The following is a 24,136-nucleotide window of genomic DNA, read 5'->3' as shown; positions in this document are numbered from 1 at the left end:
CTGCCCAAGGGTTAGAACTCGATGCCGATTTGCGCCTTGATCCCCTGGTCACGGAAGGGATGCTTGACCAAAGTCATCTCCGTCACCAGATCGGCTCGGTCGATCAACGCTGCCGGCGCGCCCCGCCCCGTCAAGATCAGGTGAACCCGCTCCGGTTTCTCCGCTAGCCCGGCCAACACCCTGTCCGGCGAGAGATATCCCAACTTGAGGGCGACATTGATCTCATCCAGAAGCACCAACTGAAACTCCCCGCTGGTGAACAGCTCCCGCCCCTTTTCCCAGGCCGCCTGTGCATGGGCGATGTCCCGCTCCCGATCCTGGGTTTCCCAGGTAAAGCCCTCTCCCATGGCGTAAAAGGCTATTTTCCCCAGGCCCAGCTCTGGATGCTCGGCCAACTTTCGCAACAGCTTGGCTTCCCCCGGATCCCAGGCCCCCTTGATAAATTGCACCACCCCCACCGACAGCCCCTGGCCGAGGGCGCGGAAGATCATGCCAAAGGCAGCCGTGGTCTTGCCCTTGCCCTGCCCCGTGTGCACGATGATCAAGCCCTTGTCATCTCGCATGCCCGACAGACGCTGCCGCTGGATCTGCTGGCGTTTTTGCATTCTTTGGCGATGCCGCCAGTTTGGGTCAGCCTCTGTGCCCGGTGAGCTATCGCAAGCAGCCTCAAGTTCTGTTGTCGAGGGGGGCAGGGGCTGGGATCCCGAAGCCGGTGCAGGCCAGCCAGACAGGGCGGGTTGGGCCATAATCATAAAAATTGAGATTCGCCACACAAGCTGAGGGGAAGGTGCTGTGCCTACGGCAGGGGAACTGCACCACTGGCGCGACCGTCGGGGCAAACCCAAGTTCCCCACAGTGAACCGCCTTTATCCTAATCCCTCATCTGGTTGCATTGGCTGGGATCATGAGAGAACCGGCTGCTGCTTTCCGAGATAGCCTGCTAATGTACTGCTTCATCTGGGCAGTGCTGGCAATAGGGTGTTTTCAAGTCTTGCCCCGCATCCAAGTCGTATCTGCCGCCGAGTTGCAACCGTGGCTAGCGCCCAGCTACTTTGCAGGTCTGGGGGGATCCCTATTGGCAGCCTTGGGATCCCTGTTGGCCATCTCAGCCGAAACGACGCCAAATCCTGCCGACAAAAAGCATCTGCACCGCTTGGCTTGGGGATTGGGGACAGTTGGCTTTCTCGGCGTTCTCTCCCCCCTGGGCTTGGCCGGCGCATTCTTTCTCAAAGCCGCTCAGGGGACAGACTGGTGGCAGGGTCTGTTTGGCTGAAGCCGCCCACAGCTTATTTTTTTGACAAATGGGCGGAGGTTGGGGGTACTATAGGGACAAGTTCCGTTCTTTATCCAGAGCAGACTGAGGGACCAGGCCCAATGAAGCTGCGGCAACCCGGCGGAAGCCTCCGCTACGGTGCCAATTCCTGCGGTTAGTCAGTAACCGAAAGATAAAGGCAATAAAGTTTTCTCTAGAGGATAGCCCTCTTTGGCGGGGGACTTTTCTGGCAACTTTATCCTTTAGCAGCTCCCATAGCTCTGGTCGCGGCAGCGAGGCAAGGCCTTCGCGGCAGTGCTGGTGCGTCAGCGGTGCAGAACGCTTGCTGGTTGCTGGGCCTTTCCTCTGGCTGAGTTGGGGCTGGTGCGGAGCACCTGGGGATCCCTGGCCGGCTCTTTCTCCGACGGATAATGAACGAGCGGGTGAGCCTTGTTTTTTGTTCAGGTTCTCAGTTCTAGCTTATAAGGAGAAGGTTCGTTGTCCAAGTCGTTCTTGTTTTCCTCGGAGTCGGTGACGGAGGGGCACCCCGACAAAATCTGCGATCAGATCTCCGATGCCATCGTGGATGCCCTCTTGACGGCGGATCCCCTCAGTCGGGTGGCCGCCGAGGTGGTGGTCAATACGGGCCTGGTTTTGTTGACCGGGGAGATCACCTCGCAAGCGCAGGTCAACTTCACCCGTCTGGTGCGGGACAAGGTGGCCGAAATTGGCTATACCGATGCCAAGAATGGGTTTTGTGCAGAAAGCTGCGCGGTGTTGGTGGCTTTCGATGAGCAATCTCCCGATATTGCCCAAGGGGTGAACATGGCCCTGGAAAGTCGCGGCTCCCAGGAAGATCAATTCGACTTGGTCGGGGCCGGGGATCAGGGGTTGATGTTTGGCTTTGCCTGCGATGAAACTCCCGAGTTGATGCCCTTGCCCATTAGCTTGGCCCACCGCCTCAGCCGCCAGTTGGCCACGGTTCGCAAAAACGGCACCCTGCCCTATCTGCGCCCGGATGGCAAAACGCAGGTGACTGTGGTCTATGAGGAAGGTCGCCCGGTGGGCATTCACACCCTGCTCATCTCCACCCAGCACACACCCACGATTGGCGCCATTACGGAAGAGGCGGCGGTGCAAGAGCGGATCCGCGCCGATCTCTGGGAGGCAGTGGTCACGCCGGTGTTTGCCGAGCTGCCCATCAAGCCGGATAGCCACACCCGCTTCCTTACCAATCCCACCGGCAAGTTTGTCATCGGCGGCCCTCAGGGAGATGCGGGCCTGACCGGGCGCAAGATCATCGTCGATACCTACGGCGGTTATTCTCGCCATGGGGGCGGGGCCTTCTCCGGCAAGGATCCCACCAAGGTGGATCGCAGCGCTGCCTATGCGGCTCGTTACGTGGCCAAGAACATCGTGGCAGCTGGCTTGGCGCAAAAATGTGAAGTGCAGGTGAGCTACGCCATTGGGGTAGCCCGCCCCATCAACATTTTGGTGGAAACCTTTGGCACAGGGCGCATCCCCGACGAAGAGCTGTTGCGGCTGGTGCAGCGCCACTTCGATCTGAGGCCGGCAGCCATTTTGGCCCAGTTCCAACTGCGGGAGCTGCCCCGCCAACGGGGGGGACGCTTCTACCAAAATGTAGCGGTCTATGGTCACTTCGGGCAAACTCACCTGGATCTGCCCTGGGAGCGCACCGATAAAGCCGCTCTGCTGCGGGAGGAGGCTCTTGCCAAGGCGACTGCCCTCTTGGCCTAAGAGGGGATCACTAAGACGGCCTGCTGCCTCAATGCTTGCCCTGGTGCAGTTGCTTAACCAGGTGGGGTAGCTCCGGCAGGATCAGGCTGCGCATAGCCAGTTGCACGGCTGCTGGGGAGCCAGGCATGGAAAAGATCAAGCACTTTCCGTGGATCCCGGCGATGGCCCGAGAGGCGATGGCCCGACTGCCAATCTGGGCATAGCTGAGCTGGCGGAAGATCTCCCCAAAGCCGGGCAAGGTCTTTTCCAGGAGAGCCTCGATGGCGTCGTAAGTGGTGTCGCGGGGGGCGATGCCTGTGCCACCATTCAACAAGATCACCGGCAGGGATCCGGCCCAATCCTGAACCTGCTCTCGAATGAGCTGCGGTTCATCTCGGAGAATGCAATATCTCTCCACCCGGTGGCCGGACTCCTGGAGGGCTGTGCAGATAAACTGGCCGCTGTGATCGGTTTCAGGGGTGCGCGTGTCGCTGACGGTGATCACCCCACAGGGCAAGGAGGCAATGTGCTCTGCACCGCTGTCGCAATCAAGGGGAAAGGTCATGGCGGGGATCCCTGAGGAAAAGGTGGCAAACCCATCAAGACTGTCCCTGAGGAGGCTCGGCAGGAGTTGGCGGGTCAACGACCGTCTGCGGAATCTCCGGGAATGTGCTCTGCACCTCTGTCGCGAACGATGAGGACTCTGTCCCACTGGCACGAGGGGACTGGGCGAGCAGGCGGCGCAGCTTGGGGGGAAGCTCCTGCAACTGCTCCAACAACAAGTTTAGAGATATGGCCGGTTCTCGGGAAAACAGGGATCCCGCGGGGGGTACCGGCGGCAGAGGAGAACAGGCAAAGGCAGCCGCAGCCAAAGAGCGGATCCGCTCCTGCTGCTCCTGCCAAAGGAACTGGCCGATTTCTGGGGGAAAGGTAAGATGAGGAGAGCCGCGACGCTGCCAAAGGCGGAGAAGCTGCTCCACAGAGGCGGCCTTGTACCGCCCCTGGTAGAGGGCTTCTAGCAAGGCTGCCGGGATCCAAAGATCCGGGAACAACTGGCTCCAGCGCTCCACCCAAACCTGGCTGGGTTGACCTTCCAGCTCAAACCCATAGTGCTCCAGAAAGGTGGCAGGATCCATCAGCCCATGGCAGCCCAAGGAAACTCAACCCAAGCTAGTCCAGATCCGCCGAGACAAAGGGGAGATAAAGCCTTTCTCCCTGGATCTCGCAAGACAGCTCTCGTCCAAGAATACCCCTATTTGCCTTTCATGAAGGCTCTGTGAAGAGGCTATAAAGCTGCAAAGCTGCGGTACGCTTAAAGACTCAGTGGCTGACGGGCCCCAGCTCAAGCGCTGCCTCCAGAGCGCGCTCGCTATCAGGAAACTGCGTCAGCAGCCGTCCTAGGAAGGCGACATCTCCCGTCAGGCCGTACAGAGCCATGAGCACATCCCCAGCATGGCGGCTCTGGGGGAAGCGGTTCAGCAGCTCATTGCCGGCGTAGATCGCCTGGCGGGCATAGCCATCCTGCAGGGCTTTGGCTTCCAGAAAGTAGCTGTAGCTGAGGCTGCCAGGATCCACGTAGTCCGGCAGTGACGTGTCGAACAAGCTGGTATCTTCTGTCACTCCTGGGGGGAAGCCCGGCAGCGGATAGATGGCTGCCGTTTCCTCGGGAGGGTAGGTGGTGTACTGGCGGTAGAGGATCAGCACCTGCCGGTACAGGCTTTCTTCCTGAAGATGGGCAGGGGCGGTGGGATCCGCCAGCACAGAGCCGAGTAACTCTGCTGCTACAGCATGGTGATTGGCCCGCTGATAGTCCGATAGAGAACTGGAGGAAGCTGGTTGCGGCGGCGCGCTTCCATCAGCATCCCCACTCAGGCCACCGGCACGGGTTTGGTTAAACAGCCACAGGTACCCATTGCGCCAACCGTCGGCAGCGGCCCAGTGGGCGGCCAGTTGATAGCGTTGTTGGGGAGTGGATTGGGCTTGCCAACGGCTCAATTGGCGCCAGCGTTCTCGTTGGGCCTGGATTTTCGGTTGCAGAGGGGTGCGGCTGGCGGGCACGGGATCCCAGTCGTCCAGCCAGTAGCCGCCATCCAGCAAGGGGTAGCGATCCAACACAGCATCCAAAGCCAGATTTTCCGTCAGCTGCAGGGCTAGGTCGTAGCGGTGTTCGCGGGCGAAGCGAACCGCCAGAGCATAGCGGACGGCGGCGGCCAGAGGATGCTCGCCGTGGCGGTCGAGAAAAGCTTGCAACTCGCTGGGGGTTGCACCGCTGTCTAAGAGCAAAAGCAGGCGGCGGCGCAAGACGTAGCGCATGTCTCCATCGCCGAAGGGATCCGCCAGCCAATTGGCCAAAAGGACCAGTGCTTCTTCCCTTTTGCCCTGCCACTCCAAGGTGCGTGTCAGCCAGAAGAGGGCATCGTCGGCACCGGGATGATTCGGGTAGACGGTCAGCCAAGTCCGCCAAAGGGTCTCTTCCTCTGCCGGGGGGAAAGGCCGCGGGATCGGTTCGCCGGTCTCGGGGTTGTAGAGGGAATGGCCAAAATAGCTGCCCCCCCGAATGCGGGCGTATTCCCGGCAAGCTTGCGTAAAGCGGGAATTGGGAAAAGCTTCTGCCAACTGCAGCAAAACCAGGTGGTCGTCGATGCCGTGAAGAGAGGCAAAGTCCTCGTTGAGAGCCTTCTGCAGCAGCGGCTCCCCGCTGGGATCCCCTTTTAAGTAGAGAAGAGCCGCCGCCAAAAACCGCTGCGGGTCAGCATCATCGCCCACCACGCTGCGCAGCAACACCTGAGCGGCAGGGGGGAGAGTTTCTGGATCCGCTATCTGCAGCAGAAAAAAGTGTCGGGATGGGGGCGGTAAATCTTCGTACAAAGGGCGCACCGTTTGCACCGTCGGCTGTTCTAGGATCAACACTTGGCCGGCACGCCCATAAACATCAGTGTATGGAGAAACATTCCCCGCAACCCGCTGCCGCACCGCCTGCACCTGCGACAGCGCCCAAGAGGGGATCCTTTCCTCCTCGTAGGGCAAGGCGCTCAAGAGTTTCTTTGCCCGCTGCGGAGAGCTGCTTTCCAAGGCGGGGAGCAGCGCTCTGTAGACCTGATCTCGCAAGGGAAATTCTTCTTGGGTCAGCAAGCTGTTGAGCCAGTTGAGATTAAAACTCCACTCGGGGCTATCGGCTTGGATCCCGGCCAAGGCCAGCTCGGTGAGGCGCTGCACCGACTCTGGCCGATCCAGCCCAAACAGCTCGTATTGAGGCGCAATCTCCTGCCCGCTTGAGTAGTCATAGCCCCCGAACAAAGCTGCTGGGGCGAAAAACTGAGCCGAATTTTGCCGCAGCCGATCCTCCAACCACCAACGGCTGTAGGGCAGGCCATGGCTTTGCAAGGTGTAGAAGGCGTAGCTGCGGCGGCTCGGGTCGGCGGATCCCCCCCAGCGGGCCAACACCGGATAGGTAAGAGGAAACCAGCGATCACTTTGGCCGGGATCGAACGCTGGCGAGCCTCCATAGCCAAACTCAGAAAAGACGGTGTACCGATAGAAGATCAGATCCCGGTGCATCTGCAGCCGTAGCCGCTGCAGTAAGGCATAGCCCCCCGCTCCTAACCCCGCCAAGAAGCCGGCAGTGAGGGCCACCATTGCTACGGGACGAAGGGGAAAGCGGCGGGACGAGGGCGCAGCAGGAGGGGTAGCTGGATTCATAAAACCCAATCCAAATCAAAGCAGGCGCCCCCACTCTACTCGATACTCGACTGTGTTGGAAGACAGAGGGAATGCCCACAGCCGTTTCCAGCCGGCTTGAGACGCCGGCCCTCTGCGCCACCCAAGGTCATCAGTCTTACCCCTGCCTGAGAGGGATCCCGGCCAGCCATTTCTTGGAAAGGCTCTGCTGTATTGCTTTATCGTTGTTTCAAACAAGATTAAGACACTTTGCCGCCGACTCCTACCCCCACAATAAGAGGGGCGGCTGCGCCGCTCTTCTAAAACCCTTGCCTTTGACCATTCCTGCAGTGCATCCCCCGATTTCTTGGAGGCCTGAGTTGCCAGCACCCTTTCAGGATAGGCTCTCCCTTAGCCGGCGGTTGCCATGGCCTTCAACCCCTTCAAAATCAGGTAGTCCAGAATACTGGTGTTCTCCTCGCCGCGATAATTAAAATTGGAGCGCACCAGCCACAGCCCCTTCTGAGTGCGGCAACAGAGGTTCAGCAGCGTGCGGGCCAAAATCTGTTGACGCGCCTGTAAATCCCGCGCCGCATCGAAAACCTCCCCGTCCCATTCCGGCGTCAGCACACGGCTGTTGTAGAGCACATGCCAGAGGGAGCGGGACCAGCTGGGGTTGGTGATATCAAACCAAAATTGGTAATCCGCCTCCAAACCCCGAGTGATGTAGGCCCCCGGAGTTGCAACTACCAAGTAACGGGAATAGTCGGGCTCGAAGCGGCTGCTGCTGGGGGTCTGTCCCGAGCGGATCATGGCCAAAAAGGCGGGATCCCCTTCGGCAGGGAAGGCCTGACGAAACCGCCGTGCCGCTTCCATCAACACGCGCAGCAGCTCTTGATCCTGAGGGGAAGCAATCACCGAGGCCAAGTGATCGGCAAAAAACTGCTGGAAGAAAGCGGCCAATGAAGGGCCGGGATGATAGCCGCGCAGCCAATCGAACAGTCGCTGGTAGCGCTCCAGGTTGGCAAACCCCACCCGCTCCGGCTGCCGTACTGCCGTTCGGGGACGCAGAGAACGCCCCACCGGATCCCAGGTATCTTCGGCCAACAGAGCTGCCCGGATGGGATCCAGCCCCAGCACCCAGCTCAACATCAGCCGCCAAGCCGGCAAAGTGGGAAAAGCACCCCACTCGGGATGGGCCAATTCTGCTGCCGTCAGCACCGCCCGCACCAAGGGATAGCGGATCAACGCCGGGAAGGGGGCAATCGACAAAACCGGCACTTCCGACAACTGCTCCTGCAAGCTCAGGCTCACCCCCACATCCATACGGGGCAGCAAAACAGCAATGCGATGGGCCGGGATCCCGGCCCCCAAAAGCCGGCGAATTTGAGCAACCATCACCTCCACTGCCGCAAACTGGGTCTCTTCCTCCAGCGTTTGCACCAGCGGCAGTCCTCCCCCCTGCGGCTCGGGCAGCGGATGAGAAAACTGGGGATCCAACACCCGCGCAATCTGCACCCCTAAGCGGATCATGCCTGCTGAAGCGCGATGGCTCCCCTCCAGAAACCGAACCTGCGTTTTTGCCATCAAGAAGTCAGCTACTGCCTCTGGGATCCCGGTCAAAGAGACCCCGCCGCCGAGGGTGTAGCTGAAAAATTGGCTTTGCAAATGGGCTTGCCCCTGCCGGTAAAACTCCAGCGCCACGGCACAACTGTCTTCCGCCTGATCCACAATCAGGTGATCCCACTCTTGCCAAAACTCCGCCAGCGGCAGGATGTGCTCGCCAAACAGCCGAATTTGCAGGCCAAAATCCAGGGATCCCAACCGAAGTGCTGCCTCCCACAGCCGCCCCACACAGCAGCCCATTGCCTGCAAAGCCTCTGCCCGCCGCGGATCTGCCTCCTCGGGCCAAGCCCGGGCCAGCTGGGATCCCACCACCTCTGCCGGCAAACCCGAAGCCCCCGCAATATAAGCAGCACTGCTGATCTGATCCCAGATCTGGAACTCCTTGAGCCCGACCCCGGCAAAGGCTTCCCCATGCCGAGGGCACAAAGCGCAGGCTCGTTCGCAGAGAAATTGAGTGAGATCTTTGGCCAAGGGGATCGGCTCAAACTGAGGAGGCAACTGAGGAAGGCGGGCACACACCTGCGGCCAATGATCGGCCAGAGAGCGCCCAACCCGCTGCAAGAACGTCTCGATCCGCCACGGCCCCACCAAGCCCGAACTGGACTGCTGCAAGCGCCGCAACACCTCATCCGCTTGCCGTTGACTCCGCACCAAAAACAAGACCCGGCCCGGATCGGATCCCGCCTGCAACAAACTTCGATAGTGATCCACACAAGCCTGGGTCAGCCCACTGCCTGCCCAGCCCATCACACTTTGGAAGGGAGATGGCTTCCCTGGCCAATGGCTCTTTTCTTCCACTTGAGCTGCCCTTACTCTCTCCGGCCTCTCCAACCAACCCATTTTCTCAGCAAAAGTCTGGACAAACGGGCCTTCGCTTCATTATGATTGTTTTCCGTTGCCAACTGAGTCCATCCGCTTTGGCGACCCGGCGCGCTGCTACACCAGATACTGCCTCTTTAGCAGGTAAGTCTGAGCAGCTCTCAACAAAAGCAGTTTGGCGTGCAGCTTTGGGGGTGAACTAAGCAAAAGGCTCAGCGTTGCCGGCGCTGAACTTGGCCTCGGGGGATCCCTACCTTGCTCTTTCGCCTCAGCCGGCAGACTCAGCTTTGTCTTGAGCTTCCTGCTGCCACGCTATTGCTGTATGCCTATCCATCCGGCTAACTGAGCCATTGGCCTACGGCCCGCTTCGCGAACGGCTAGCCGATTGTCGGAGTGAGCTGGCTCTCAGTTGATGAAAACGAGTCGTTCAGGCTCGATTGGAGGTTCTTGTGGCACTTGGCATCCTCGGAAGAAAAGTCGGCATGACCCAGATCTTCTCTCCAGAAGGGCTGGCCATTCCGGTCACTGTCGTGCAGGCGGGGCCTTGCACCGTGACCCAGATCAAAACTCAAGCCACAGATGGCTACAACGCCATTCAGTTGGGCTACTTGCCCACTGCCGAAAAGCATCTCACGCGGGCGCAGCGGGGCCACCTCACCAAAGCGGGGGTGACAGAGCTGCTGCGCCACCTGCGGGAGTTCCGGGTTGACCAGCCAGAAGCCTACCAGTTGGGGCAGAAAATTACCGTCGAGATGTTCTCCCCTGGCCAATTGGTGGATGTGGCCGGTACCTCCATCGGGCGAGGGTTTGCCGGCTATCAAAAGCGCCACCACTTCGGTCGTGGCCCCATGTCCCACGGCTCCAAAAACCACCGCCGACCGGGCTCCATTGGCGCCGGTACAACCCCAGGCCGCGTGTTTCCGGGGATGCGCATGGCGGGGCGGTTGGGAGGTGGCCGAGTCACCACCCGCAAATTGCAGTTGGTGCAGGTGGATCCAGAGCGGGATCTGCTGGTGATCAAGGGTTGCGTGCCCGGGGTAGAAGGAGGGCTGCTGGAGATCACCCCTGCCAAGCAGGTGGGCAACAAGCGTTAGGGGAGGGATCCCTGGGTGAAACCAAGGTTGACCGGCATCCGCAAAGACGAGGGAACCATGGCAAGTTGTGTGGTGAAAAATTGGCAAGGGGAAACGGTGGGCAGCGCGGAGCTGAGCCTCAAAGTTGCTCGTCCCGAAACAGCCGCCCACATCCTCTATCTGGCACTGCGCCGGCAGATGACCAATGCTCGTCAGGGCAACGCCCACACCAAGACCCGAGCTGAGGTGCGCGGCGGCGGTCGCAAGCCTTGGAAGCAGAAAGGCACCGGTCGGGCCCGTGCCGGCTCCATCCGCTCCCCACTTTGGCGCAAAGGGGGGGTGATCTTCGGCCCCCGCAAGCGGGAATACAACCTGGCCATGAACCGCAAAGAACGGCAACTGGCCCTGCGCACCGCTCTGCAAAGTCGGGTGGAAGACCTGATCGTCGTGGAGGATTTCCAGGAGCAGCTCAACCCGCCCAAAACCCGTGCTGTGGCCCAGGCTTTGCTGCGCTGGGGGGTGATGGAAGATCAATCGGCTCTGCTCATCGTTGCCGAACGCTCGGAAGCGGTAGAGCGGGCTGTGCGCAACATCGCCCGCGTCAAGCTGATTGGCCTGGATCAGATCAACGTCTTCGATCTGCTCAACGTCGATTGGGTGCTGATCACCGTTTCTGCCCTAGAGCAACTCAAGGCCCGTTGGGGATCCGACGCTGCGCCGGCAGTTCTGGAGACTCCCTCTGAGGATGCACCTCAGGCCGACCTAGCCGAAGATCAGGCCCTGCCCGGAGATGGGCCGGAAGATCAGGCCGTTCCAGAAAGCGAACACGAGGAAGCAGAGCAAACCCCAGCCCAACCTGAGGCCCAGGAAAACCAAGCTGCCCTCCAAGGACGTCCAGCAGATCCGCAGGGGCCAGAAGAGCAAACCGAAGAGCCCCAAGATCCAGCAGAAGAACTGGCTCAAGGAGCAGAGCCGTCAACGGTAGAAGAGGCCGAAACAGCCCCAGCAGAGGAGGAAAGCGATGACTGAGAGCAAGCGGATCCTGGCCGACGTCCTGTTGCGCCCCGTCATCACCGAAAAGGCAACCGCCTTGAAGGAGCAGCGCAAATACGTCTTTGAAGTGCTGCCCACTGCCACCAAGCCGCTCATCCGAGCTGCTGTCGAAGAAATGTTCCGCGTGCGAGTCACTTCCGTCAACACCCTGAAGCCCCCGCGCAAGCAGCGGCGGGTGGGCCGCTTCGTTGGCTATCGCACCCGTCCCAAGCGAGCCATTGTGACCTTGGCCGAGGGAGATTCCATTACCCTCTTCCCGGACACCTAACCCCCCTTTTTGAGTTGTTGTCATCCCATCCCCCACCCCTACCCGAGCCATGGGCATTCGTACTCTCCGACCTTACACCCCCAGCACCCGTCACATGACGGTCTCTGACTTCGAGGAGCTGTCCCGTGACGAGAACGGCAAGCGGCCCAGACCGGAAAAGTCGCTGCTGCAATTTATTCACCGCAAGAAAGGGCGCAACAACCGTGGCGTCATCACCTGCCGGCACCGCGGTGGTGGCCACAAGCGGCTTTACCGCATCATCGACTTCCGTCGCGACAAGCGGGGGATCCCGGCGACCGTCAAAACTGTGGAGTACGATCCCAACCGTAGCGCCCACATCTGCTTGGTGGAATACGAAGACGGAGAGAAACGCTACATCCTCGCTCCCCGCAACCTAGAGGTGGGAGCCACCATCATGGCCGGGCCAGAGGCCCCCTTTGAGATCGGCAATGCCATGCCCCTGGAGCGGATCCCCTTGGGAACGGTGGTTCACAATGTGGAGCTGTATCCCGGTCGCGGCGGGCAGATCGTTCGCGCCGCCGGGGCTGGCGCTCAAGTGGTGGCCAGAGAAGGCAAATATGTCTCCCTCAAGCTGCCCTCCGGCGAAGTCCGCATGATCCGCGGCGAGTGCTACGCCACCATCGGCCAACTGGGCAACGTTGACCACAACAACATCAGCCTGGGCAAGGCGGGTCGTAGCCGTTGGTTGGGGCGCCGTCCCAAGGTGCGTGGCTCGGTGATGAACCCTGTGGATCATCCCCATGGCGGCGGGGAAGGGCGAGCCCCCATAGGCCGCAGTACCCCTGTCACCCCTTGGGGCAAGCCCACCCTGGGGTACAAGACCCGCAAACGCAACAAGCCCAGCAACAAATTCATCGTGCGCGGTCGCCGTCGCGGAGGCCGCCGGGACAAGGGCGGAAGGGCTGCTCAGTAGCCGCTGGCCATTCGCTCCCCGAAGCTTTTTCGACAGTGAATTGCTTATCAAACGGTTGAGGTTCTTATGGGACGTTCGCTGAAAAAAGGCCCCTTTGTGGATGCCAAGCTGCTTCTCAAGGTGGAGAAGATGAACGAGCGCAACGAGAAGCACATGATCAAGACCTGGTCGCGGGCCAGCACCATCTTGCCGGTCATGATCGGCCACACCATCGCCGTTCACAACGGCAAGCAACACGTGCCCATCTACATCACCGATCAGATGGTGGGTCACAAGCTGGGGGAATTCGTTCCCACCCGTACCTTCCGCGGTCACGCGGGGAGCGACAAAAAAGCCGCTCGCCGTTGAGAGGAATAACGAACAGGAAAGTATCGAGTAGGCAAGGAGAGGGCCATGGCCGATTCATCCCCTGAGGTTAAAGCGGTAGCCCGCTATATCCGTATGTCCCCCTTTAAAGTGCGGCGGGTGTTGGATCAGATCCGTGGGCGCACCTATGCCGATGCCCTGATTCTTTTGGAGTTCATGCCCTACGCTGCCTGTGAGCCGGTTCGTAAGGTGCTGCGCTCGGCGGTGGCCAACGCAGAGCACAACAACGGCTTGGATCCCTGGGATCTGGTGATCAGCCAGGCCTATGCTGATCAGGGGCCCGTCCTGAAACGGTTTCGCCCCCGCGCCCAAGGGCGGGCCTACCCCATTCGCAAGCGCACCTGTCACATCACCATCGCCGTCCGGCCCATAGGAGCTGAAGTGGTGACAGCTTCCTAACCTTCCGTATTCCCAGACCTCTACCCCTTAACCACCATGGGACAGAAGATCCACCCCACCGGTTTCCGCCTCGGCGTGATTAAAGAACATCGCAGCCGCTGGTTTGCCGATCCAGCCCGCTATCCAGCCCTGTTACAGGAGGATGATCAGATTCGCACCTACCTGACCCAGCAATTGAGCAGTGCTGGCTTGGCCGATATCCAAATTGAACGCAAAGCAGATCAAATTGACCTAGAGATCCGCGCTGCTCGCCCTGGGGTAGTTGTGGGTCGGGGCGGATCCGGCCTAGAGACTTTGCGCCAAGGTCTACAGAAAGAGCTGTCCGCGCTAGCGGGACAAAGCCCTGGTTCACGAGGTGGCGGCGAACGAACCATTCGCATCAATGTAGTAGAGGTCACCCGTGCCGACGCCGAAGCGACCTTGCTGGCGGAAAATATAGCCCAACAGTTGGAACGGCGGATTGCTTTTCGCCGCATCGTGCGCCAGGTAATCCAACGGGCCCAGCGGGCAGGCGTACAAGGGATCAAAATCCAAATTGCCGGGCGTCTCAACGGGGCCGAGATTGCCCGCACCGAATGGACGCGGGAGGGGCGGATCCCTTTGCATACTTTGCGGGCCGACATCGACTACGCCGAGCACCTCGCCCACACCACTTTCGGCATCATCGGGGTCAAGGTCTGGGTCTTCAAAGGGGAAGTTCTGCCCGGGCAGGAACGCCACGAACAGAAGTTTCCCCTGCAACAGCCCAAACGTCGGCAGCAGCGGCGGCGGCCCACCTTTGAAGATCGCTCGGCTCAGGAGGCCTGAGGGCCAACACCGGAACGTCCAGGGATCCCTATCGCAGTTGACTTAAGGAACGGCCATGTTAAGCCCCAAACGCACCAAGTACCGCAAGCAACAGCGCGGGCGCATGAAAGGCAAAGCGACCCGTGGCAACCGCATCAACTTTGGGGAATACGGCCTTGTGGCCCTAGAACCCGCCTGGATTACAGCTCGACAGATCGAGGCCAGCCGTCGGGCCATGACCCGCTATGTTCGGCGGGGTGGCCAAATCTGGATTCGCATCTTTCCCGACAAGCCCGTTACTCAGCGAGCTGCTGAAACCCGCATGGGATCCGGCAAAGGCAACCCTGAGTACTGGGTTTGTGTCGTCAAGCCGGGCCGTATCCTCTTCGAAATGGGGGGAGTGGCAGAGCCCATCGCCCGCGAGGCCATGCGCCTTGCCGCCCAGAAGCTGCCCATTAAGGTCAAGTTTGTAACCAAAGCCGACTTTGAAAAGCCAGAGCCCGCCCAGGCAACGGCTTCAGAGGTGGCCACCAGCAGTGTATGAGGAGAGTTCAGCCATGCCCATGCCCAAAATTGCTGATGCCCGTGCTTTATCGGACGAAGAGCTGAGCAACGAAATCTACGCCGTCAAGAAAGAGCTGTTTGAGCTGCGTTTGCAGCAGGCCACGCGGCAGTTGAACCAGCCCCATCTCATCCGGCTGCGCAAACACAAGCTGGCGCAACTACTAACTGTGGAGGGAGAGCGTAAGCGGGGCAAACGCCCAACCAAGGAGGAGTAATGGCTGTTCGGGAGAAGATTGGCATTGTTGTCAGCAACAAGATGCAAAAAACGGTGGTTGTTGCTGTGGAAAATCGAGTTGCTCACCCGAAGTACGGCAAGATCGTCGTCAAGACCAAGAAGTTTAAGGCCCACGACGAGGAAAACCGCTGTCAAGAAGGGGATCTGGTGCGCATCACGGAAACCCGTCCCCTTAGCCGCACCAAGCGTTGGCAAGTTGCCGAAATCCTGAGGGAGGTGAAGAAACTATGATTCAGCAGCAAACTATGCTGACGGTGGCCGACAACACCGGTGCTCGCAAGATGATGTGTATTCGCGTGCTGGGCAGCAGTGGCCGTCGCTACGCCAGCTTGGGCGATGTGATCATTGGTGTCGTCAAGGATGCCCTGCCCAACATGCCCGTCAAAAAATCCGATGTTGTCAAGGCCGTTGTTATCCGCACCGTCGATACGGTACGTCGCCCTGACGGCATGTGCATCCGCTTCGACGACAATGCTGCCGTGATCATCAACAATGATGGCAATCCCCGTGGAACTCGTGTTTTCGGCCCTGTAGCCCGCGAGCTGCGGGAGAAAAACTTCACCAAGATCATCTCCCTGGCCCCGGAGGTACTCTGATGGTTCGCCCCCTCAAACCCAGCCAAATTCGGCGCTTAGTTCGGCGACCGGGCATTCGCAAGCACCGCAACAGCCTGCGCTACAAAATGCGTATCAAGCAAGGGGATACCGTTCAGGTGATCTCTGGCGATGATAAGGGCAAAATCGGCGAGGTGCTGCGCGTTTTTCCCGAGCGCAACATGGTTTTGGTGGAAGGGGTTAACATTGTTACCTACCACCGCAAACCTCAGCGAGAAGGAGAAAGTGGCCGGATTGAGACCAAGGAAGCCCCCATTCCCGTCTGCAAAGTGATGGCCTATTCCAAGAAGCAGGAAGTGGCCAGCCGCATCGGCTATCAAATCACCGCCGATGGTCGCAAGGTTCGCGTCCTTAAGAAAACGGGTGAGATTCTCGACTAAGCTTTTGATCCCTTTCCACCATTGGTTTGGCTCTGACCCAGCCCAGAGCCACAAGGAGAAGCCACCATGCCCCAGCGTCTGCAAATCCACTACAACACCGTCATCGTCCCCAAGCTGCAAAAGGAGTTGGGCTACACCAACATCCATCAGGTGCCCCGCCTGGAGAAGATCGTCATCAACCGCGGCTTGGGGGAAGCTTCCCAAAATGCCAAGGCTCTGGAATCTTCCATTGCCGAGATCAGCGCCATCACCGGTCAGCGTCCGGTGATCACCCGCGCCAAAAAGGCAATTGCCAGCTTCAAGATTCGCAAGGGCATGCCGGTTGGCCTGATGGTAACCCTACGGCGGGAGCGCATGTATGCGTTTTTGGATCGCCTGATCAACATTGCTCTGCCCCGTATCCGTGACTTCCGCGGCGTCAGCCCCAAAGCCTTTGATGGACGAGGCAACTACACCCTCGGCATCCGCGAACAACTGATTTTTCCCGAAATCAACTATGACTCTGTGGATCAGTTGCGAGGTATGGATATTTCAATTGTGACCACTGCTAAAACCGACGAAGAGGGCCGTGCCCTGCTCAAAGCGTTTGGCATGCCCTTTGCCTCCTAGGTTGCCCACCCTGACTTTTCTTGATCTGCATCGATCTTCCGAGGAGCACTGACCCACCGATGGCCCACACCAACGACACGATCGCCGATATGCTCACCCGCATTCGCAATGCCACCATGGCTCGGCACGAGTCGGTGGCAGTTCCGGCCACACGCATGACCCGCAGCATCGCTCGCGTTCTTCATGAGGAAGGGTTCGTCAGCGAATGGAAGGAGGAGGGAGAAGGGATCCAAGCCCGAGTGGTGTTGCGATTGAAGTACAAGGGCAAAGGCCGCAACTGCAGGCCCATCATCAATGGCTTAAAGCGGGTGAGCCGACCCGGCCTGCGGGTTTACCGCAACCACAAAGAGCTGCCCCGAGTGCTGGGAGGAATTGGGATCGCCATCATCTCCACCTCCAACGGCATCATGACCGACCGGGAGGCTCGTAAGCAGGGCATTGGTGGTGAAGTCCTCTGTCTTGTCTACTAGACCTTAAGTTTTCTCTGGTCAGGAGTTTTTCCCATGTCCCGTATCGGTAGACGCCCCATCGCCCTTCCTGCCAAGGTGGAGATCCAGATCGACGGCCAACACATTGCAGTGAAAGGCCCGAAAGGTCAACTGTCCCGCAGTTTGCCGCCCTTGATCACAGTCCAGCAAAACGCTCAGATGCTCACGGTCAGCCGTCTCAACGATTCTCGTCCTGCCCGCCAACTGCACGGCCTCTGCCGCACCTTGGTCGCCAACATGGTAGACGGAGTGTCCAAGGGATTTGAGCGGCGGCTGGAATTGGTGGGCGTGGGCTACCGGGCTGCCATCCAAGGCAGCAAGTTGGTTTTGAACGTTGGCTACAGCCATCCTGTGGAGATCCCCTTTCCCCCTGGCATCCAAATTGCCGTTGAGGGAAACAACATCATTGTTGTCTCAGGCACAGATAAAGAACTGGTGGGCAATACTGCCGCCCGTATCCGAGCCGTCCGGCCCCCAGAGCCCTACAAGGGGAAAGGGATCCGTTATCTAGGGGAACAAGTTCGCCGCAAGGCAGGTAAATCGGGGAAAGCGAAGAAGTGAATAGCCTATGAAAGCCAGCCGCAAAATCACCACCCAACGTCGTCATCGGCGCATTCGCCGCAAAGTCTTCGGCACTGCCGAGCGGCCTCGCCTGGCCGTGTTTCGCTCCCATCGACACATCTACGCCCAGGTGATCGACGATGTAGCCCAGCATACCTTAACCTCCGCCTCCACCTTGGACACGGAGCTGCGCGAAAAATTCAAAGAAACCGGGACGGCTACTCAAGAAGCGGCTGCCTTGGTGGGCCGCTCAGTTGCCGAACGAGCCTTACAGATGGGCATTTCCCGCGTGGTTTTCGATCGGGGGGGCAAGCTCTATCACGGGCGCGTTCAGGCTTTGGCAGAAGCTGCCCGAGAAGCAGGGTTACAGTTCTAGCTACTGAGGACATAGCACATGGCTGAGCAGAGGGAACGTCGCAGAAGCAAAAAAAACCGCGAAGAGCAACCCACCGAGTGGCAAGAGCGGGTCATCCAGATTCGCCGCGTCACCAAGGTGGTCAAGGGCGGCAAGAAGTTGAGCTTCCGCGCTGTGGTGGTGGTCGGCAACGAGCGGGGCCAAGTCGGGGTTGGCGTGGGCAAAGCCAACGATGTGATCGGAGCAGTGCGCAAGGGAGTTGTGGACGGTAAAAAACACCTGATTGAGGTGCCCCTCACCAAAGGTTTGTCCGTACCCCATCCCATGCAGGGGGCAGGCGGCGGTGCCACTGTCTTGGTCATGCCAGCAGCTCCTGGCACAGGAGTCATTGCAGGGGGGGCAGTCCGCACCGTTCTGGAGCTGGCGGGTGTACGCAACAGCTTGGCCAAGCAACTGGGATCCAGCAACCCCCTTAACAATGCCCGTGCCACCATCGATGCGCTGCGGCGGATGCGTACCTTCAAGCAGGTGGCCCAAGACCGAGACATCGATGTGCGCCGCCTACTTGGCAAGTGATGGACAGGTATATCGAGCAAGTGAGCTAGAGGTAGACATGCGACTGGAAGACATTCGGCCTCAAGCAGGTTCGACGCGGCGGCGGCGGCGGCTAGGTCGTGGCGTCTCTGCTGGACAGGGAGCCTCCTGTGGCAAGGGGATGCGGGGGCAAAAGGCCCGCAAGGGGGGCAGTACACGGCCCGGCTTTGAAGGGGGCCAGACTCCCCTCTACCGGCGTTTACCCAAGCTTAAGCATTTCCCTCGCTACAGGCGGCGTCTGGAATACACCCTGGTCAACCTGCGCGCCTTGGCGGATCTGCCTGCCGGCAGCGAGGTCAGCCTGCAAAGCTTAATGGAACGAGGGATCGTCACCACCAACGATGGCCCGCTGAAGATCTTGGGAGATGGGGAAGTCAGCGTGCCCCTGACGATCAGGGCGGCGGCTATTACCGCTTCAGCCAAAGCCAAGATCGAGGCAGCCGGAGGTCGGGTGGAAATCTTGGGATCCTAGACCCCTTCTTCCCGTTGCTCTGGCCGGCTTCTGCCGGGTGGCGCTGAGTTGCACTTTTTTGATTTTGCTTTGATTTTGCCGACTGCTCCACCAGCAGCGTAGAGTGGTAGATAGCTAACCTTGCCCTTTGCTCCCGCGAGATTCTCTTCCCTATGGTTGACACACGAGGTTCCGCCCCCTCTGCCCAAGAGACCTTTATGCAGATGGCTATGGCCTCTGGCCTGCGCAGCCGTCTGTTTCTCACCTTGGGCTTGCTGCTGTTGGTCAGACTGGGCATTTACATCCCCATTCCCAGTATCGATCGGGCCCGCTTTGCCGCCGAAGCTGCCAACAGCCCTGTGTTTGGCTTGCTGGATGTCTTCTCCGGCGGGGGGATTTCTGCTTTGGGAATTTTCGCCCTTGGGATCCTGCCCTTCATCAATGCCTCAATTATCATGCAGTTGCTGGTCTCGGCCATTCCAGCCTTGGAGAACCTGCAGAAAAACGAGGGAGAACAGGGGCGGCGGCAGATTTCTCAGTACACCCGCTATGTCACCTTGGTTTGGGCCATCATCCAGGGCATTGGCATTTCCTTTTGGGTGCGGGAGTTTGCCAGTACCACCAATGAGTTGGCCTTCATGGCCTCCACCACCCTGGCTCTGGCGGCGGGATCCATGTTTGTGATGTGGCTGGGAGAGATGATCACGGAGAAAGGGGTGGGAAGTGGCCCTTCGCTCTTGATCTTCGTCAACATTGTTGCCACTCTGCCCCGTGCCCTCGGACAGACTATTAGCCTGGCCCGTGCCGATAGCAGCACCATCGGTGGCATCTTGCTGTTGCTGGCAATCTTTTTGGTCACCATTGTCGGCATTGTCTTTGTCCAAGAAGGCAGCCGCAAGATCCCGATCGTCTACGCCAAGCGCCAGGTGGGCAACAAGCTGTTCCGCGAGCAGAAAAGCTATCTGCCCCTGAGGCTAAACCAAGGGGGGGTGATGCCGATCATCTTTGCCTACTCGGTGATGTCCCTGCCTCTGGCCTTGGCCCAGTACACCCAAAACCTGACCTTGGTGCAGGTGGCCAACTTCCTATCCCCCACCTCCTGGTTCTACATTCCCTTCTATTTCGTGCTGATCCTCTTTTTCAGCTACTTCTACACCTCTTTGCTCATCAACCCGGTGGATCTGGCTCAGAACTTGAAGAAGATGGGAGCCAGCATTCCGGGAATACGTCCGGGCAAGGCCACTGCTGAGTATGTCGAAGGGATCCTCAACCGCCTGACGCTGCTGGGGGCTTTGTTCCTGTGCGCGGTGGCCATCATCCCGACGACGGTGGAACGGGCAACCGGCATCACCACTTTCCAAGGTTTGGGGGCGACCTCGCTACTGATTTTGGTGGGGGTGGCGATCGAGACCTCCAAGCAGATCCAGACTTATGTCATCTCACAACGCTACGAAGGGATGGTCAAACAGTAGTGCCGAGGTTGATCTTTCTGGGGCCGCCGGGGGCGGGCAAAGGTACACAGGCGGAGCGGCTGGCGGCCATTTACCACACGCCCAAAATTTCCACAGGCGATCTGTTGCGGGCCGAGGTGAAAGCCCAAACGCCCCTGGGGTGCCAGGCCAAGGTTTACATGGATGCGGGAGAGCTGGTGCCCGACGAGGTGCTGATCGGAATGGTGAAGGGGCAGTTGCAGCAGTCTCCGGAGCAGGGTTGGATCCTGGATGGATTTCCTCGCACCTTAGCCCAGGCAGAAGCCTTGGAAGAGCTGCTGCAAGAGCTGGGACAAGATTACGACTACGTCCTCAACTTGGAGGTGCCGGATGAGGTGGTGGTGGCCCGGCTGCTGGCCCGTGGCCAGGAACAGGGGCGCAGCGATGATGCGGATCGGTCAGTAATTCTCAAGCGGCTGGAGGTCTATCGGCAGCAGACGGCTCCCCTGATCGATTTTTATGAGGCCAAGGGGCGCTTGCAACGGGTCAACGGCAACCAGCCGGTGGAATCCGTACAGGAACATCTGCAGGCTCTTTTGGAAGGCTTCAGGAGGACGGCGTGATCAGAGCAGGAGCTGGAAATCCCTCCCAGCGGCGGGGCATGCAGCTTATTGAGATCAAATCTCGCCGCGAAGTGGAGAAAATGCGGCGGGCCGGTCGGGTGGTGGCCCAAGTATTGCAGGAGATCGCGGAGCGCCTAGAGCCGGGCTGGACTACGGCAGATATCGATACCTATGCTGAGAGACGGGTGGCCCAACTCAATGCTTTGCCCAGTTTCAAGGGCTACTACGGCTTTCCCGCCTGCGTTTGTGTCAGTGTCAACCATGAGGTGGTGCACGGGATCCCCAGTCCCCGTAAAGTGGTGCAGCCGGGAGATGTGGTCAAAGTGGATTTTGGTGCCATCGTCGAGGGCTGGCATGCGGATTCCTGTATCACCATCGGCCTGGAACCCCTGAGCGACGCAGCTCGGGATCTGATCGATACTGCGGCCAAAGCCCTGCAGACGGGCATCGACTGTGTGCGCCACGGCGTTTGGCTTCAGGATGTCTCGGGTGCCATTGAAGATTACATCGAGGGGCGGGGCTATTCTGTGGTGAAGCAGTATGTTGGTCACGGGGTGGGGCGCAACCTACACGAGGAGCCGCAGTTTCCCAACTATCGCACCCGCGATCTGCCCAATCCCAAGCTGCGCTCCGGCATGACAGTGGCCATTGAGCCGATGGTGAATGCGGGGGGAGAGGCAACCCGAGTGTTGCCAGACCAATGGACGGTGGTCACAGTAGATGGCTCTTGGTCAGCTCAGTTTGAGCACACGGTCTTGGTCACCGAGTCTGGAGCAGAAATTTTGACCGATCGCACGCCTTTTCAGTCCTAAGGGATCCCCTGATGAAGGACTGCAACGGTTAGGATAGAAGAGATGGAGTATATTTTCATTTCTTAACAGCGCGTGTCGTCACGGCTGTGGATTGTTCTGTTGTTTGTTATGTTGTTTTTGGGAGGGCTCATTGTCTAAGGAAGATGCCATTGAAATGGAGGGGGTCGTTACCGAATCCCTGCCCAACGCCATGTTCCGAGTGGATCTGGACAACGGCTTCAACGTGCTCGCTCATATCTCCGGCAAAATTCGCCGCAACTACATCAAGATCTTGCCCGGCGACCGGGTCAAGGTGGAGCTGAGCCCCTATGACCTCAACAAAGGGCGCATCACCTACCGCCTTAAGAAAAAGTAGGTTCCCTAGCTGGGCTGCTGAGGATGAAAGAGCTGAGCCAAGTTCTCAAGATCGGGCTCTGGACTACTGTCGGCGGGTTGGGTGCTCTAGCCGTTTTCAACGCTTGGATCTCTTCCCAAACTCAGCCTCTGCAGAGCCTGCTGCCGGGAGAGGAAAGGCATCACTTCTGGCGCGGCCATCGCCTGTTTTACAAGGTCATGGGATCCGGCCAGCCGTTGTTGTTGTTGCACGGCATTGGGGCAGGCTCCTCCAGCTATGAGTTTCGTGCCATTATGGCGGAGCTGGGGCAGCACTATCAAGTCTATGCTCTGGATTTGTTGGGGTGGGGCAACTCAGAACGTCCAGATTTGGAGTACACCGGCAGTCTCTACGCCGAGATGATCTGGGATTTTGTCCAGCAGGTGATCGGGCGACCCTGTCACGTCATTGCCAATTCCCTCTCGGCAGGGTTTGCGCTGCGCTCGGCCCGTCTACAACCCCACCATTGGCAGAAGCTGTTGCTCATCGCCCCTCTGGGAGACAACAGCCTCATCCCCGATGCGCTCGGGATCCCTTTGGCTCAGATTGCCTATGGATTTCTCAGCCTGCCCGTTCTGGGGTTGGCCTTCTACAACGGCATCACCGCCCCCTGGAGTGTACGCTTGTTTACAGAGCAGAGCTTGTTCTCCCCCAGCTACGCCCTGGATGAGGCGGTGGTGGACTACTATTACCGGGCAGCTCACCAAGCGGGGGCTCAATTTGCCCCCCGTTCTTTTCTCACCGGCAGGCTCAATTTGCCCATCCAAGACGACTTTCGCGTGGTGGCCAAGCCCATGGCTCTGGTCTGGGGAGAACAAAATCGTCTCACCGGCCCAGAACAGGCAGAGCGGTATCGCGCTTTGCGCCCGGAGGTGCCGATATACCGGTTGCCAGGGGCTGCTTTTCCGCACATTGAAGCGCCGCAGACCTTTTTGTCGGTGGCTTTGCGCTTCTTGGCCGAAGCCGATCCTGCCCTGCCGGGATAGACAGATGGGGGATCCCTTCACCCCTTGGAAGAAAACAGCTGGGGATTGACGCAAGAAGCAGCCCTGACATCAGGGGGAACGACCGTACTCTCGGCTGACGCGACCACCCCCAGCCACTTCCCTGAGGGGAAAGGGGAGTTGATACAAGCCCGGCAACTTAAGTGGGCTCCCCGGCCTTATCCTCCCAGGGATCACTATCCACAGGAGTGGAGCTGGAAGGGGGAGGGGTCTCTTCTTTGGCATACTCCTGTTCCCAAGCCGGTTGTTCGGGGGCGGGTGCGGGCTCAGGTGGACGAGGACGCACAGGCTGCGGCTCAGGTTCAGGCTCTTCTTCTGCGTAAACGTCTTCTTCTTCGGCTTCGTATTCCTCGTCGTATTCTTCTTCGTAATCTTCCTCGACAGCGGAACTCTCGACAGCACTGGGCAGGGCAGGAGCAGGGCTAACTCCGGCTTCCCAAGGGGGCTTGCCGATTCCCAGGGTTTCCAAAATCCCCTTGGCCAGTTGGGTTAGGCGGGTCTCGGCGCCATCGGCAACAATAAGGCGATCCCCGCCCACAGAGACAATCTCGTCAGTGGAGAGCAGATAGGTGCTGAGGATAAAGCCAGGTAAAAAGGTGAGGCCAAGGTTGGAGAGCACCAAGCCCGTGATGATGCCGGAGACGGAGTTAAACTCAAAATCCTTAACTTTGCCGAGGCGGATCCCTTCTTCGGTTACCACCTCGCTGCCAACCACGCGACTCAGGCCCTCCAAATCCAAGTTATCGAAAACTTCTTCGCTGGGGACAAGAACTGCATCCTGACCCAACGCTGTTACTTGCCGCAGCTCCATCAAACGGGGGGATCCGGCAAGGGCTTTTTCCAGCACCCCCAGCACCAGAACCTGCTTGGCTTCCAGATCCGCCCAAACTTCGCTGACTACCCCAAGCCGGGCTGCGTTGCCCTGGCTGATCACCTGCGTTCCCAGAACCTGTGACCGCCGACGAACCTCTGATCGCACCAGCGCAACAGATCCTTTCCCAGTCGTCATGATGGTTTCCCCGTCGTAAGTCAAAACGTTCCCGTTGTTGGGCTGCGTGTCTGACACAGTTCGC

31 protein-coding genes and 1 riboswitch are annotated in these 24,136 nt (G+C 59.2%); of the genes, 25 read left to right on the top strand and 6 right to left on the bottom strand.

What is annotated here, in order from left to right:
• Positions 1-11: 11 nt before the first annotated feature.
• Positions 12-773: a cob(I)yrinic acid a,c-diamide adenosyltransferase gene (cobO, locus tag ACVWY8_RS03525; RefSeq protein ID WP_457396868.1), complete on the bottom strand. Its 762-nt coding sequence runs from the start codon at positions 771-773 to the stop codon at positions 12-14.
• A gap of 131 nt (positions 774-904) precedes the next feature.
• On the opposite strand from cobO, the gene ACVWY8_RS03520 reads away from it, so the two are divergent.
• Both ACVWY8_RS03520 and metK read left to right on the top strand, forming a co-directional pair.
• Positions 905-1,273, top strand: a complete 369-nt coding sequence (locus tag ACVWY8_RS03520; RefSeq protein ID WP_011434147.1) for a hypothetical protein — start codon at positions 905-907, stop codon at positions 1,271-1,273.
• A gap of 67 nt (positions 1,274-1,340) precedes the next feature.
• A riboswitch (SAM riboswitch) is annotated at positions 1,341-1,452 on the top strand.
• Positions 1,453-1,750: 298 nt separating this feature from the next.
• Positions 1,751-3,010, top strand: coding sequence for a methionine adenosyltransferase (gene metK / locus ACVWY8_RS03515; protein WP_457393061.1), 1,260 nt, complete (start codon positions 1,751-1,753; stop codon positions 3,008-3,010).
• A gap of 28 nt (positions 3,011-3,038) precedes the next feature.
• Here metK and ACVWY8_RS03510 read toward each other — a convergent pair whose 3' ends face one another.
• The 4 genes from ACVWY8_RS03510 to ACVWY8_RS03495 form a co-directional block, all read right to left on the bottom strand.
• Complete coding sequence (locus ACVWY8_RS03510) at positions 3,039-3,554, bottom strand: MogA/MoaB family molybdenum cofactor biosynthesis protein (RefSeq protein ID WP_457393063.1); 516 nt, start codon at positions 3,552-3,554, stop codon at positions 3,039-3,041.
• Between the two features lie 34 nt (positions 3,555-3,588).
• Positions 3,589-4,125 (bottom strand): hypothetical protein, encoded by a 537-nt coding sequence (locus ACVWY8_RS03505; protein WP_457393066.1) that lies wholly within the window; start codon positions 4,123-4,125, stop codon positions 3,589-3,591.
• A gap of 184 nt (positions 4,126-4,309) precedes the next feature.
• The gene (locus tag ACVWY8_RS03500; protein ID WP_457393069.1) at positions 4,310-6,688 is read right to left on the bottom strand and encodes a tetratricopeptide repeat protein; all 2,379 of its coding nucleotides are present in this window, start codon (positions 6,686-6,688) and stop codon (positions 4,310-4,312) included.
• A 369-nt stretch (positions 6,689-7,057) separates the two neighbouring features.
• The gene (locus tag ACVWY8_RS03495; RefSeq protein ID WP_457393070.1) at positions 7,058-9,070 is read right to left on the bottom strand and encodes a hypothetical protein; all 2,013 of its coding nucleotides are present in this window, start codon (positions 9,068-9,070) and stop codon (positions 7,058-7,060) included.
• 470 nt (positions 9,071-9,540) lie between these two features.
• Between ACVWY8_RS03495 and rplC the strand changes: the two genes are divergently transcribed.
• The 23 genes from rplC to ACVWY8_RS03380 all read left to right on the top strand — a co-directional run bounded on the left by rplC (position 9,541) and on the right by ACVWY8_RS03380 (position 23,045).
• Positions 9,541-10,185, top strand: coding sequence for a 50S ribosomal protein L3 (gene rplC, locus ACVWY8_RS03490; RefSeq protein ID WP_011434152.1), 645 nt, complete (start codon positions 9,541-9,543; stop codon positions 10,183-10,185).
• A 15-nt stretch (positions 10,186-10,200) separates the two neighbouring features.
• Entirely contained in the window at positions 10,201-11,193 is a 993-nt protein-coding gene (gene rplD, locus ACVWY8_RS03485; protein WP_457393073.1) for a 50S ribosomal protein L4, read from the top strand.
• Positions 11,186-11,485, top strand: a complete 300-nt coding sequence (locus ACVWY8_RS03480; protein WP_457393075.1) for a 50S ribosomal protein L23 — start codon at positions 11,186-11,188, stop codon at positions 11,483-11,485. The genes rplD and ACVWY8_RS03480 overlap by 8 nt, the downstream gene beginning before the upstream one ends.
• A gap of 49 nt (positions 11,486-11,534) precedes the next feature.
• Positions 11,535-12,419, top strand: coding sequence for a 50S ribosomal protein L2 (gene rplB, locus ACVWY8_RS03475; RefSeq protein ID WP_457393077.1), 885 nt, complete (start codon positions 11,535-11,537; stop codon positions 12,417-12,419).
• Positions 12,420-12,485: 66 nt separating this feature from the next.
• A complete protein-coding gene (rpsS, locus tag ACVWY8_RS03470; protein ID WP_414331934.1) occupies positions 12,486-12,767 on the top strand; it encodes a 30S ribosomal protein S19 in 282 nt (93 codons plus the stop codon).
• 45 nt (positions 12,768-12,812) lie between these two features.
• A complete protein-coding gene (gene rplV / locus ACVWY8_RS03465; RefSeq protein WP_457393080.1) occupies positions 12,813-13,184 on the top strand; it encodes a 50S ribosomal protein L22 in 372 nt (123 codons plus the stop codon).
• A gap of 36 nt (positions 13,185-13,220) precedes the next feature.
• Positions 13,221-13,991 (top strand): 30S ribosomal protein S3, encoded by a 771-nt coding sequence (gene rpsC / locus ACVWY8_RS03460; RefSeq protein ID WP_457393083.1) that lies wholly within the window; start codon positions 13,221-13,223, stop codon positions 13,989-13,991.
• Positions 13,992-14,046: 55 nt separating this feature from the next.
• Positions 14,047-14,514 (top strand): 50S ribosomal protein L16, encoded by a 468-nt coding sequence (gene rplP / locus ACVWY8_RS03455; RefSeq protein ID WP_011434159.1) that lies wholly within the window; start codon positions 14,047-14,049, stop codon positions 14,512-14,514.
• A gap of 13 nt (positions 14,515-14,527) precedes the next feature.
• Positions 14,528-14,749: a 50S ribosomal protein L29 gene (rpmC, locus tag ACVWY8_RS03450; RefSeq protein WP_011434160.1), complete on the top strand. Its 222-nt coding sequence runs from the start codon at positions 14,528-14,530 to the stop codon at positions 14,747-14,749.
• Positions 14,749-15,000: a 30S ribosomal protein S17 gene (gene rpsQ / locus ACVWY8_RS03445; protein WP_011434161.1), complete on the top strand. Its 252-nt coding sequence runs from the start codon at positions 14,749-14,751 to the stop codon at positions 14,998-15,000. The genes rpmC and rpsQ overlap by 1 nt, the downstream gene beginning before the upstream one ends.
• A complete protein-coding gene (gene rplN, locus ACVWY8_RS03440) occupies positions 14,997-15,365 on the top strand; it encodes a 50S ribosomal protein L14 (RefSeq protein WP_011434162.1) in 369 nt (122 codons plus the stop codon). Before rpsQ ends, rplN begins: the two co-directional genes overlap by 4 nt.
• Positions 15,365-15,763, top strand: a complete 399-nt coding sequence (rplX, locus tag ACVWY8_RS03435; protein ID WP_011434163.1) for a 50S ribosomal protein L24 — start codon at positions 15,365-15,367, stop codon at positions 15,761-15,763. The genes rplN and rplX overlap by 1 nt, the downstream gene beginning before the upstream one ends.
• 66 nt (positions 15,764-15,829) lie before the next feature.
• A complete protein-coding gene (gene rplE, locus ACVWY8_RS03430; RefSeq protein ID WP_414328930.1) occupies positions 15,830-16,372 on the top strand; it encodes a 50S ribosomal protein L5 in 543 nt (180 codons plus the stop codon).
• A gap of 59 nt (positions 16,373-16,431) precedes the next feature.
• Positions 16,432-16,842 (top strand): 30S ribosomal protein S8, encoded by a 411-nt coding sequence (gene rpsH / locus ACVWY8_RS03425; protein WP_011434165.1) that lies wholly within the window; start codon positions 16,432-16,434, stop codon positions 16,840-16,842.
• Between the two features lie 33 nt (positions 16,843-16,875).
• The gene (gene rplF / locus ACVWY8_RS03420; protein WP_011434166.1) at positions 16,876-17,421 is read left to right on the top strand and encodes a 50S ribosomal protein L6; all 546 of its coding nucleotides are present in this window, start codon (positions 16,876-16,878) and stop codon (positions 17,419-17,421) included.
• Positions 17,422-17,428: 7 nt separating this feature from the next.
• Positions 17,429-17,797 (top strand): 50S ribosomal protein L18, encoded by a 369-nt coding sequence (rplR, locus tag ACVWY8_RS03415; protein ID WP_457393085.1) that lies wholly within the window; start codon positions 17,429-17,431, stop codon positions 17,795-17,797.
• Positions 17,798-17,815: 18 nt separating this feature from the next.
• Complete coding sequence (gene rpsE, locus ACVWY8_RS03410; RefSeq protein WP_011434168.1) at positions 17,816-18,352, top strand: 30S ribosomal protein S5; 537 nt, start codon at positions 17,816-17,818, stop codon at positions 18,350-18,352.
• A gap of 37 nt (positions 18,353-18,389) precedes the next feature.
• Positions 18,390-18,842 (top strand): 50S ribosomal protein L15, encoded by a 453-nt coding sequence (gene rplO, locus ACVWY8_RS03405; RefSeq protein WP_414406639.1) that lies wholly within the window; start codon positions 18,390-18,392, stop codon positions 18,840-18,842.
• Between the two features lie 152 nt (positions 18,843-18,994).
• Positions 18,995-20,293, top strand: a complete 1,299-nt coding sequence (secY, locus tag ACVWY8_RS03400) for a preprotein translocase subunit SecY (RefSeq protein WP_457393088.1) — start codon at positions 18,995-18,997, stop codon at positions 20,291-20,293.
• Positions 20,293-20,874: an adenylate kinase gene (locus ACVWY8_RS03395; RefSeq protein WP_414406637.1), complete on the top strand. Its 582-nt coding sequence runs from the start codon at positions 20,293-20,295 to the stop codon at positions 20,872-20,874. Before secY ends, ACVWY8_RS03395 begins: the two co-directional genes overlap by 1 nt.
• Positions 20,875-20,912: 38 nt before the next feature.
• On the top strand, positions 20,913-21,686 hold the full coding sequence (map, locus tag ACVWY8_RS03390; protein ID WP_414344308.1) for a type I methionyl aminopeptidase: 774 nt from the start codon (positions 20,913-20,915) through the stop codon (positions 21,684-21,686).
• Between the two features lie 130 nt (positions 21,687-21,816).
• Positions 21,817-22,041 carry a translation initiation factor IF-1 gene (gene infA, locus ACVWY8_RS03385; protein WP_011434173.1) on the top strand — a complete coding sequence of 75 codons (225 nt, stop codon included), beginning with the start codon at positions 21,817-21,819 and terminating at the stop codon, positions 22,039-22,041.
• A gap of 23 nt (positions 22,042-22,064) precedes the next feature.
• Positions 22,065-23,045, top strand: a complete 981-nt coding sequence (locus tag ACVWY8_RS03380; protein ID WP_457393090.1) for an alpha/beta fold hydrolase — start codon at positions 22,065-22,067, stop codon at positions 23,043-23,045.
• A 157-nt stretch (positions 23,046-23,202) separates the two neighbouring features.
• Here ACVWY8_RS03380 and ACVWY8_RS03375 read toward each other — a convergent pair whose 3' ends face one another.
• Positions 23,203-24,042 carry a PRC-barrel domain-containing protein gene (locus ACVWY8_RS03375; RefSeq protein ID WP_457396814.1) on the bottom strand — a complete coding sequence of 280 codons (840 nt, stop codon included), beginning with the start codon at positions 24,040-24,042 and terminating at the stop codon, positions 23,203-23,205.
• Positions 24,043-24,136: the final 94 nt, after the last annotated feature.

Source organism: Thermostichus sp. OS-CIW-32 (genome assembly GCF_054060415.1).
This window is presented reverse-complemented; position numbering and strand designations above follow the sequence as displayed.

What these genes read in the sequence shown, in the direction of transcription:
- ACVWY8_RS03520 (WP_011434147.1), top strand. Translation starts at nt 905, where the DNA reads ATGAGAGAACCGGCTGCTGCTTTCCGAGATAGCCTGCTAATGTACTGC.
- ACVWY8_RS03510 (WP_457393063.1), bottom strand. Translation starts at nt 3,554, where the DNA reads ATGACCTTTCCCCTTGATTGCGACAGCGGTGCAGAGCACATTGCCTCC.
- ACVWY8_RS03505 (WP_457393066.1), bottom strand. Translation starts at nt 4,125, where the DNA reads ATGGATCCTGCCACCTTTCTGGAGCACTATGGGTTTGAGCTGGAAGGT.
- ACVWY8_RS03500 (WP_457393069.1), bottom strand. Translation starts at nt 6,688, where the DNA reads ATGAATCCAGCTACCCCTCCTGCTGCGCCCTCGTCCCGCCGCTTTCCC.
- ACVWY8_RS03480 (WP_457393075.1), top strand. Translation starts at nt 11,186, where the DNA reads ATGACTGAGAGCAAGCGGATCCTGGCCGACGTCCTGTTGCGCCCCGTC.
- rplB (WP_457393077.1), top strand. Translation starts at nt 11,535, where the DNA reads ATGGGCATTCGTACTCTCCGACCTTACACCCCCAGCACCCGTCACATG.
- rpsS (WP_414331934.1), top strand. Translation starts at nt 12,486, where the DNA reads ATGGGACGTTCGCTGAAAAAAGGCCCCTTTGTGGATGCCAAGCTGCTT.
- rplV (WP_457393080.1), top strand. Translation starts at nt 12,813, where the DNA reads ATGGCCGATTCATCCCCTGAGGTTAAAGCGGTAGCCCGCTATATCCGT.
- rpsC (WP_457393083.1), top strand. Translation starts at nt 13,221, where the DNA reads ATGGGACAGAAGATCCACCCCACCGGTTTCCGCCTCGGCGTGATTAAA.
- rplP (WP_011434159.1), top strand. Translation starts at nt 14,047, where the DNA reads ATGTTAAGCCCCAAACGCACCAAGTACCGCAAGCAACAGCGCGGGCGC.
- rpmC (WP_011434160.1), top strand. Translation starts at nt 14,528, where the DNA reads ATGCCCATGCCCAAAATTGCTGATGCCCGTGCTTTATCGGACGAAGAG.
- rpsQ (WP_011434161.1), top strand. Translation starts at nt 14,749, where the DNA reads ATGGCTGTTCGGGAGAAGATTGGCATTGTTGTCAGCAACAAGATGCAA.
- rplN (WP_011434162.1), top strand. Translation starts at nt 14,997, where the DNA reads ATGATTCAGCAGCAAACTATGCTGACGGTGGCCGACAACACCGGTGCT.
- rplX (WP_011434163.1), top strand. Translation starts at nt 15,365, where the DNA reads ATGGTTCGCCCCCTCAAACCCAGCCAAATTCGGCGCTTAGTTCGGCGA.
- rplE (WP_414328930.1), top strand. Translation starts at nt 15,830, where the DNA reads ATGCCCCAGCGTCTGCAAATCCACTACAACACCGTCATCGTCCCCAAG.
- rpsH (WP_011434165.1), top strand. Translation starts at nt 16,432, where the DNA reads ATGGCCCACACCAACGACACGATCGCCGATATGCTCACCCGCATTCGC.
- rplF (WP_011434166.1), top strand. Translation starts at nt 16,876, where the DNA reads ATGTCCCGTATCGGTAGACGCCCCATCGCCCTTCCTGCCAAGGTGGAG.
- rplR (WP_457393085.1), top strand. Translation starts at nt 17,429, where the DNA reads ATGAAAGCCAGCCGCAAAATCACCACCCAACGTCGTCATCGGCGCATT.
- rpsE (WP_011434168.1), top strand. Translation starts at nt 17,816, where the DNA reads ATGGCTGAGCAGAGGGAACGTCGCAGAAGCAAAAAAAACCGCGAAGAG.
- rplO (WP_414406639.1), top strand. Translation starts at nt 18,390, where the DNA reads ATGCGACTGGAAGACATTCGGCCTCAAGCAGGTTCGACGCGGCGGCGG.
- secY (WP_457393088.1), top strand. Translation starts at nt 18,995, where the DNA reads ATGGTTGACACACGAGGTTCCGCCCCCTCTGCCCAAGAGACCTTTATG.
- map (WP_414344308.1), top strand. Translation starts at nt 20,913, where the DNA reads ATGCAGCTTATTGAGATCAAATCTCGCCGCGAAGTGGAGAAAATGCGG.
- ACVWY8_RS03380 (WP_457393090.1), top strand. Translation starts at nt 22,065, where the DNA reads ATGAAAGAGCTGAGCCAAGTTCTCAAGATCGGGCTCTGGACTACTGTC.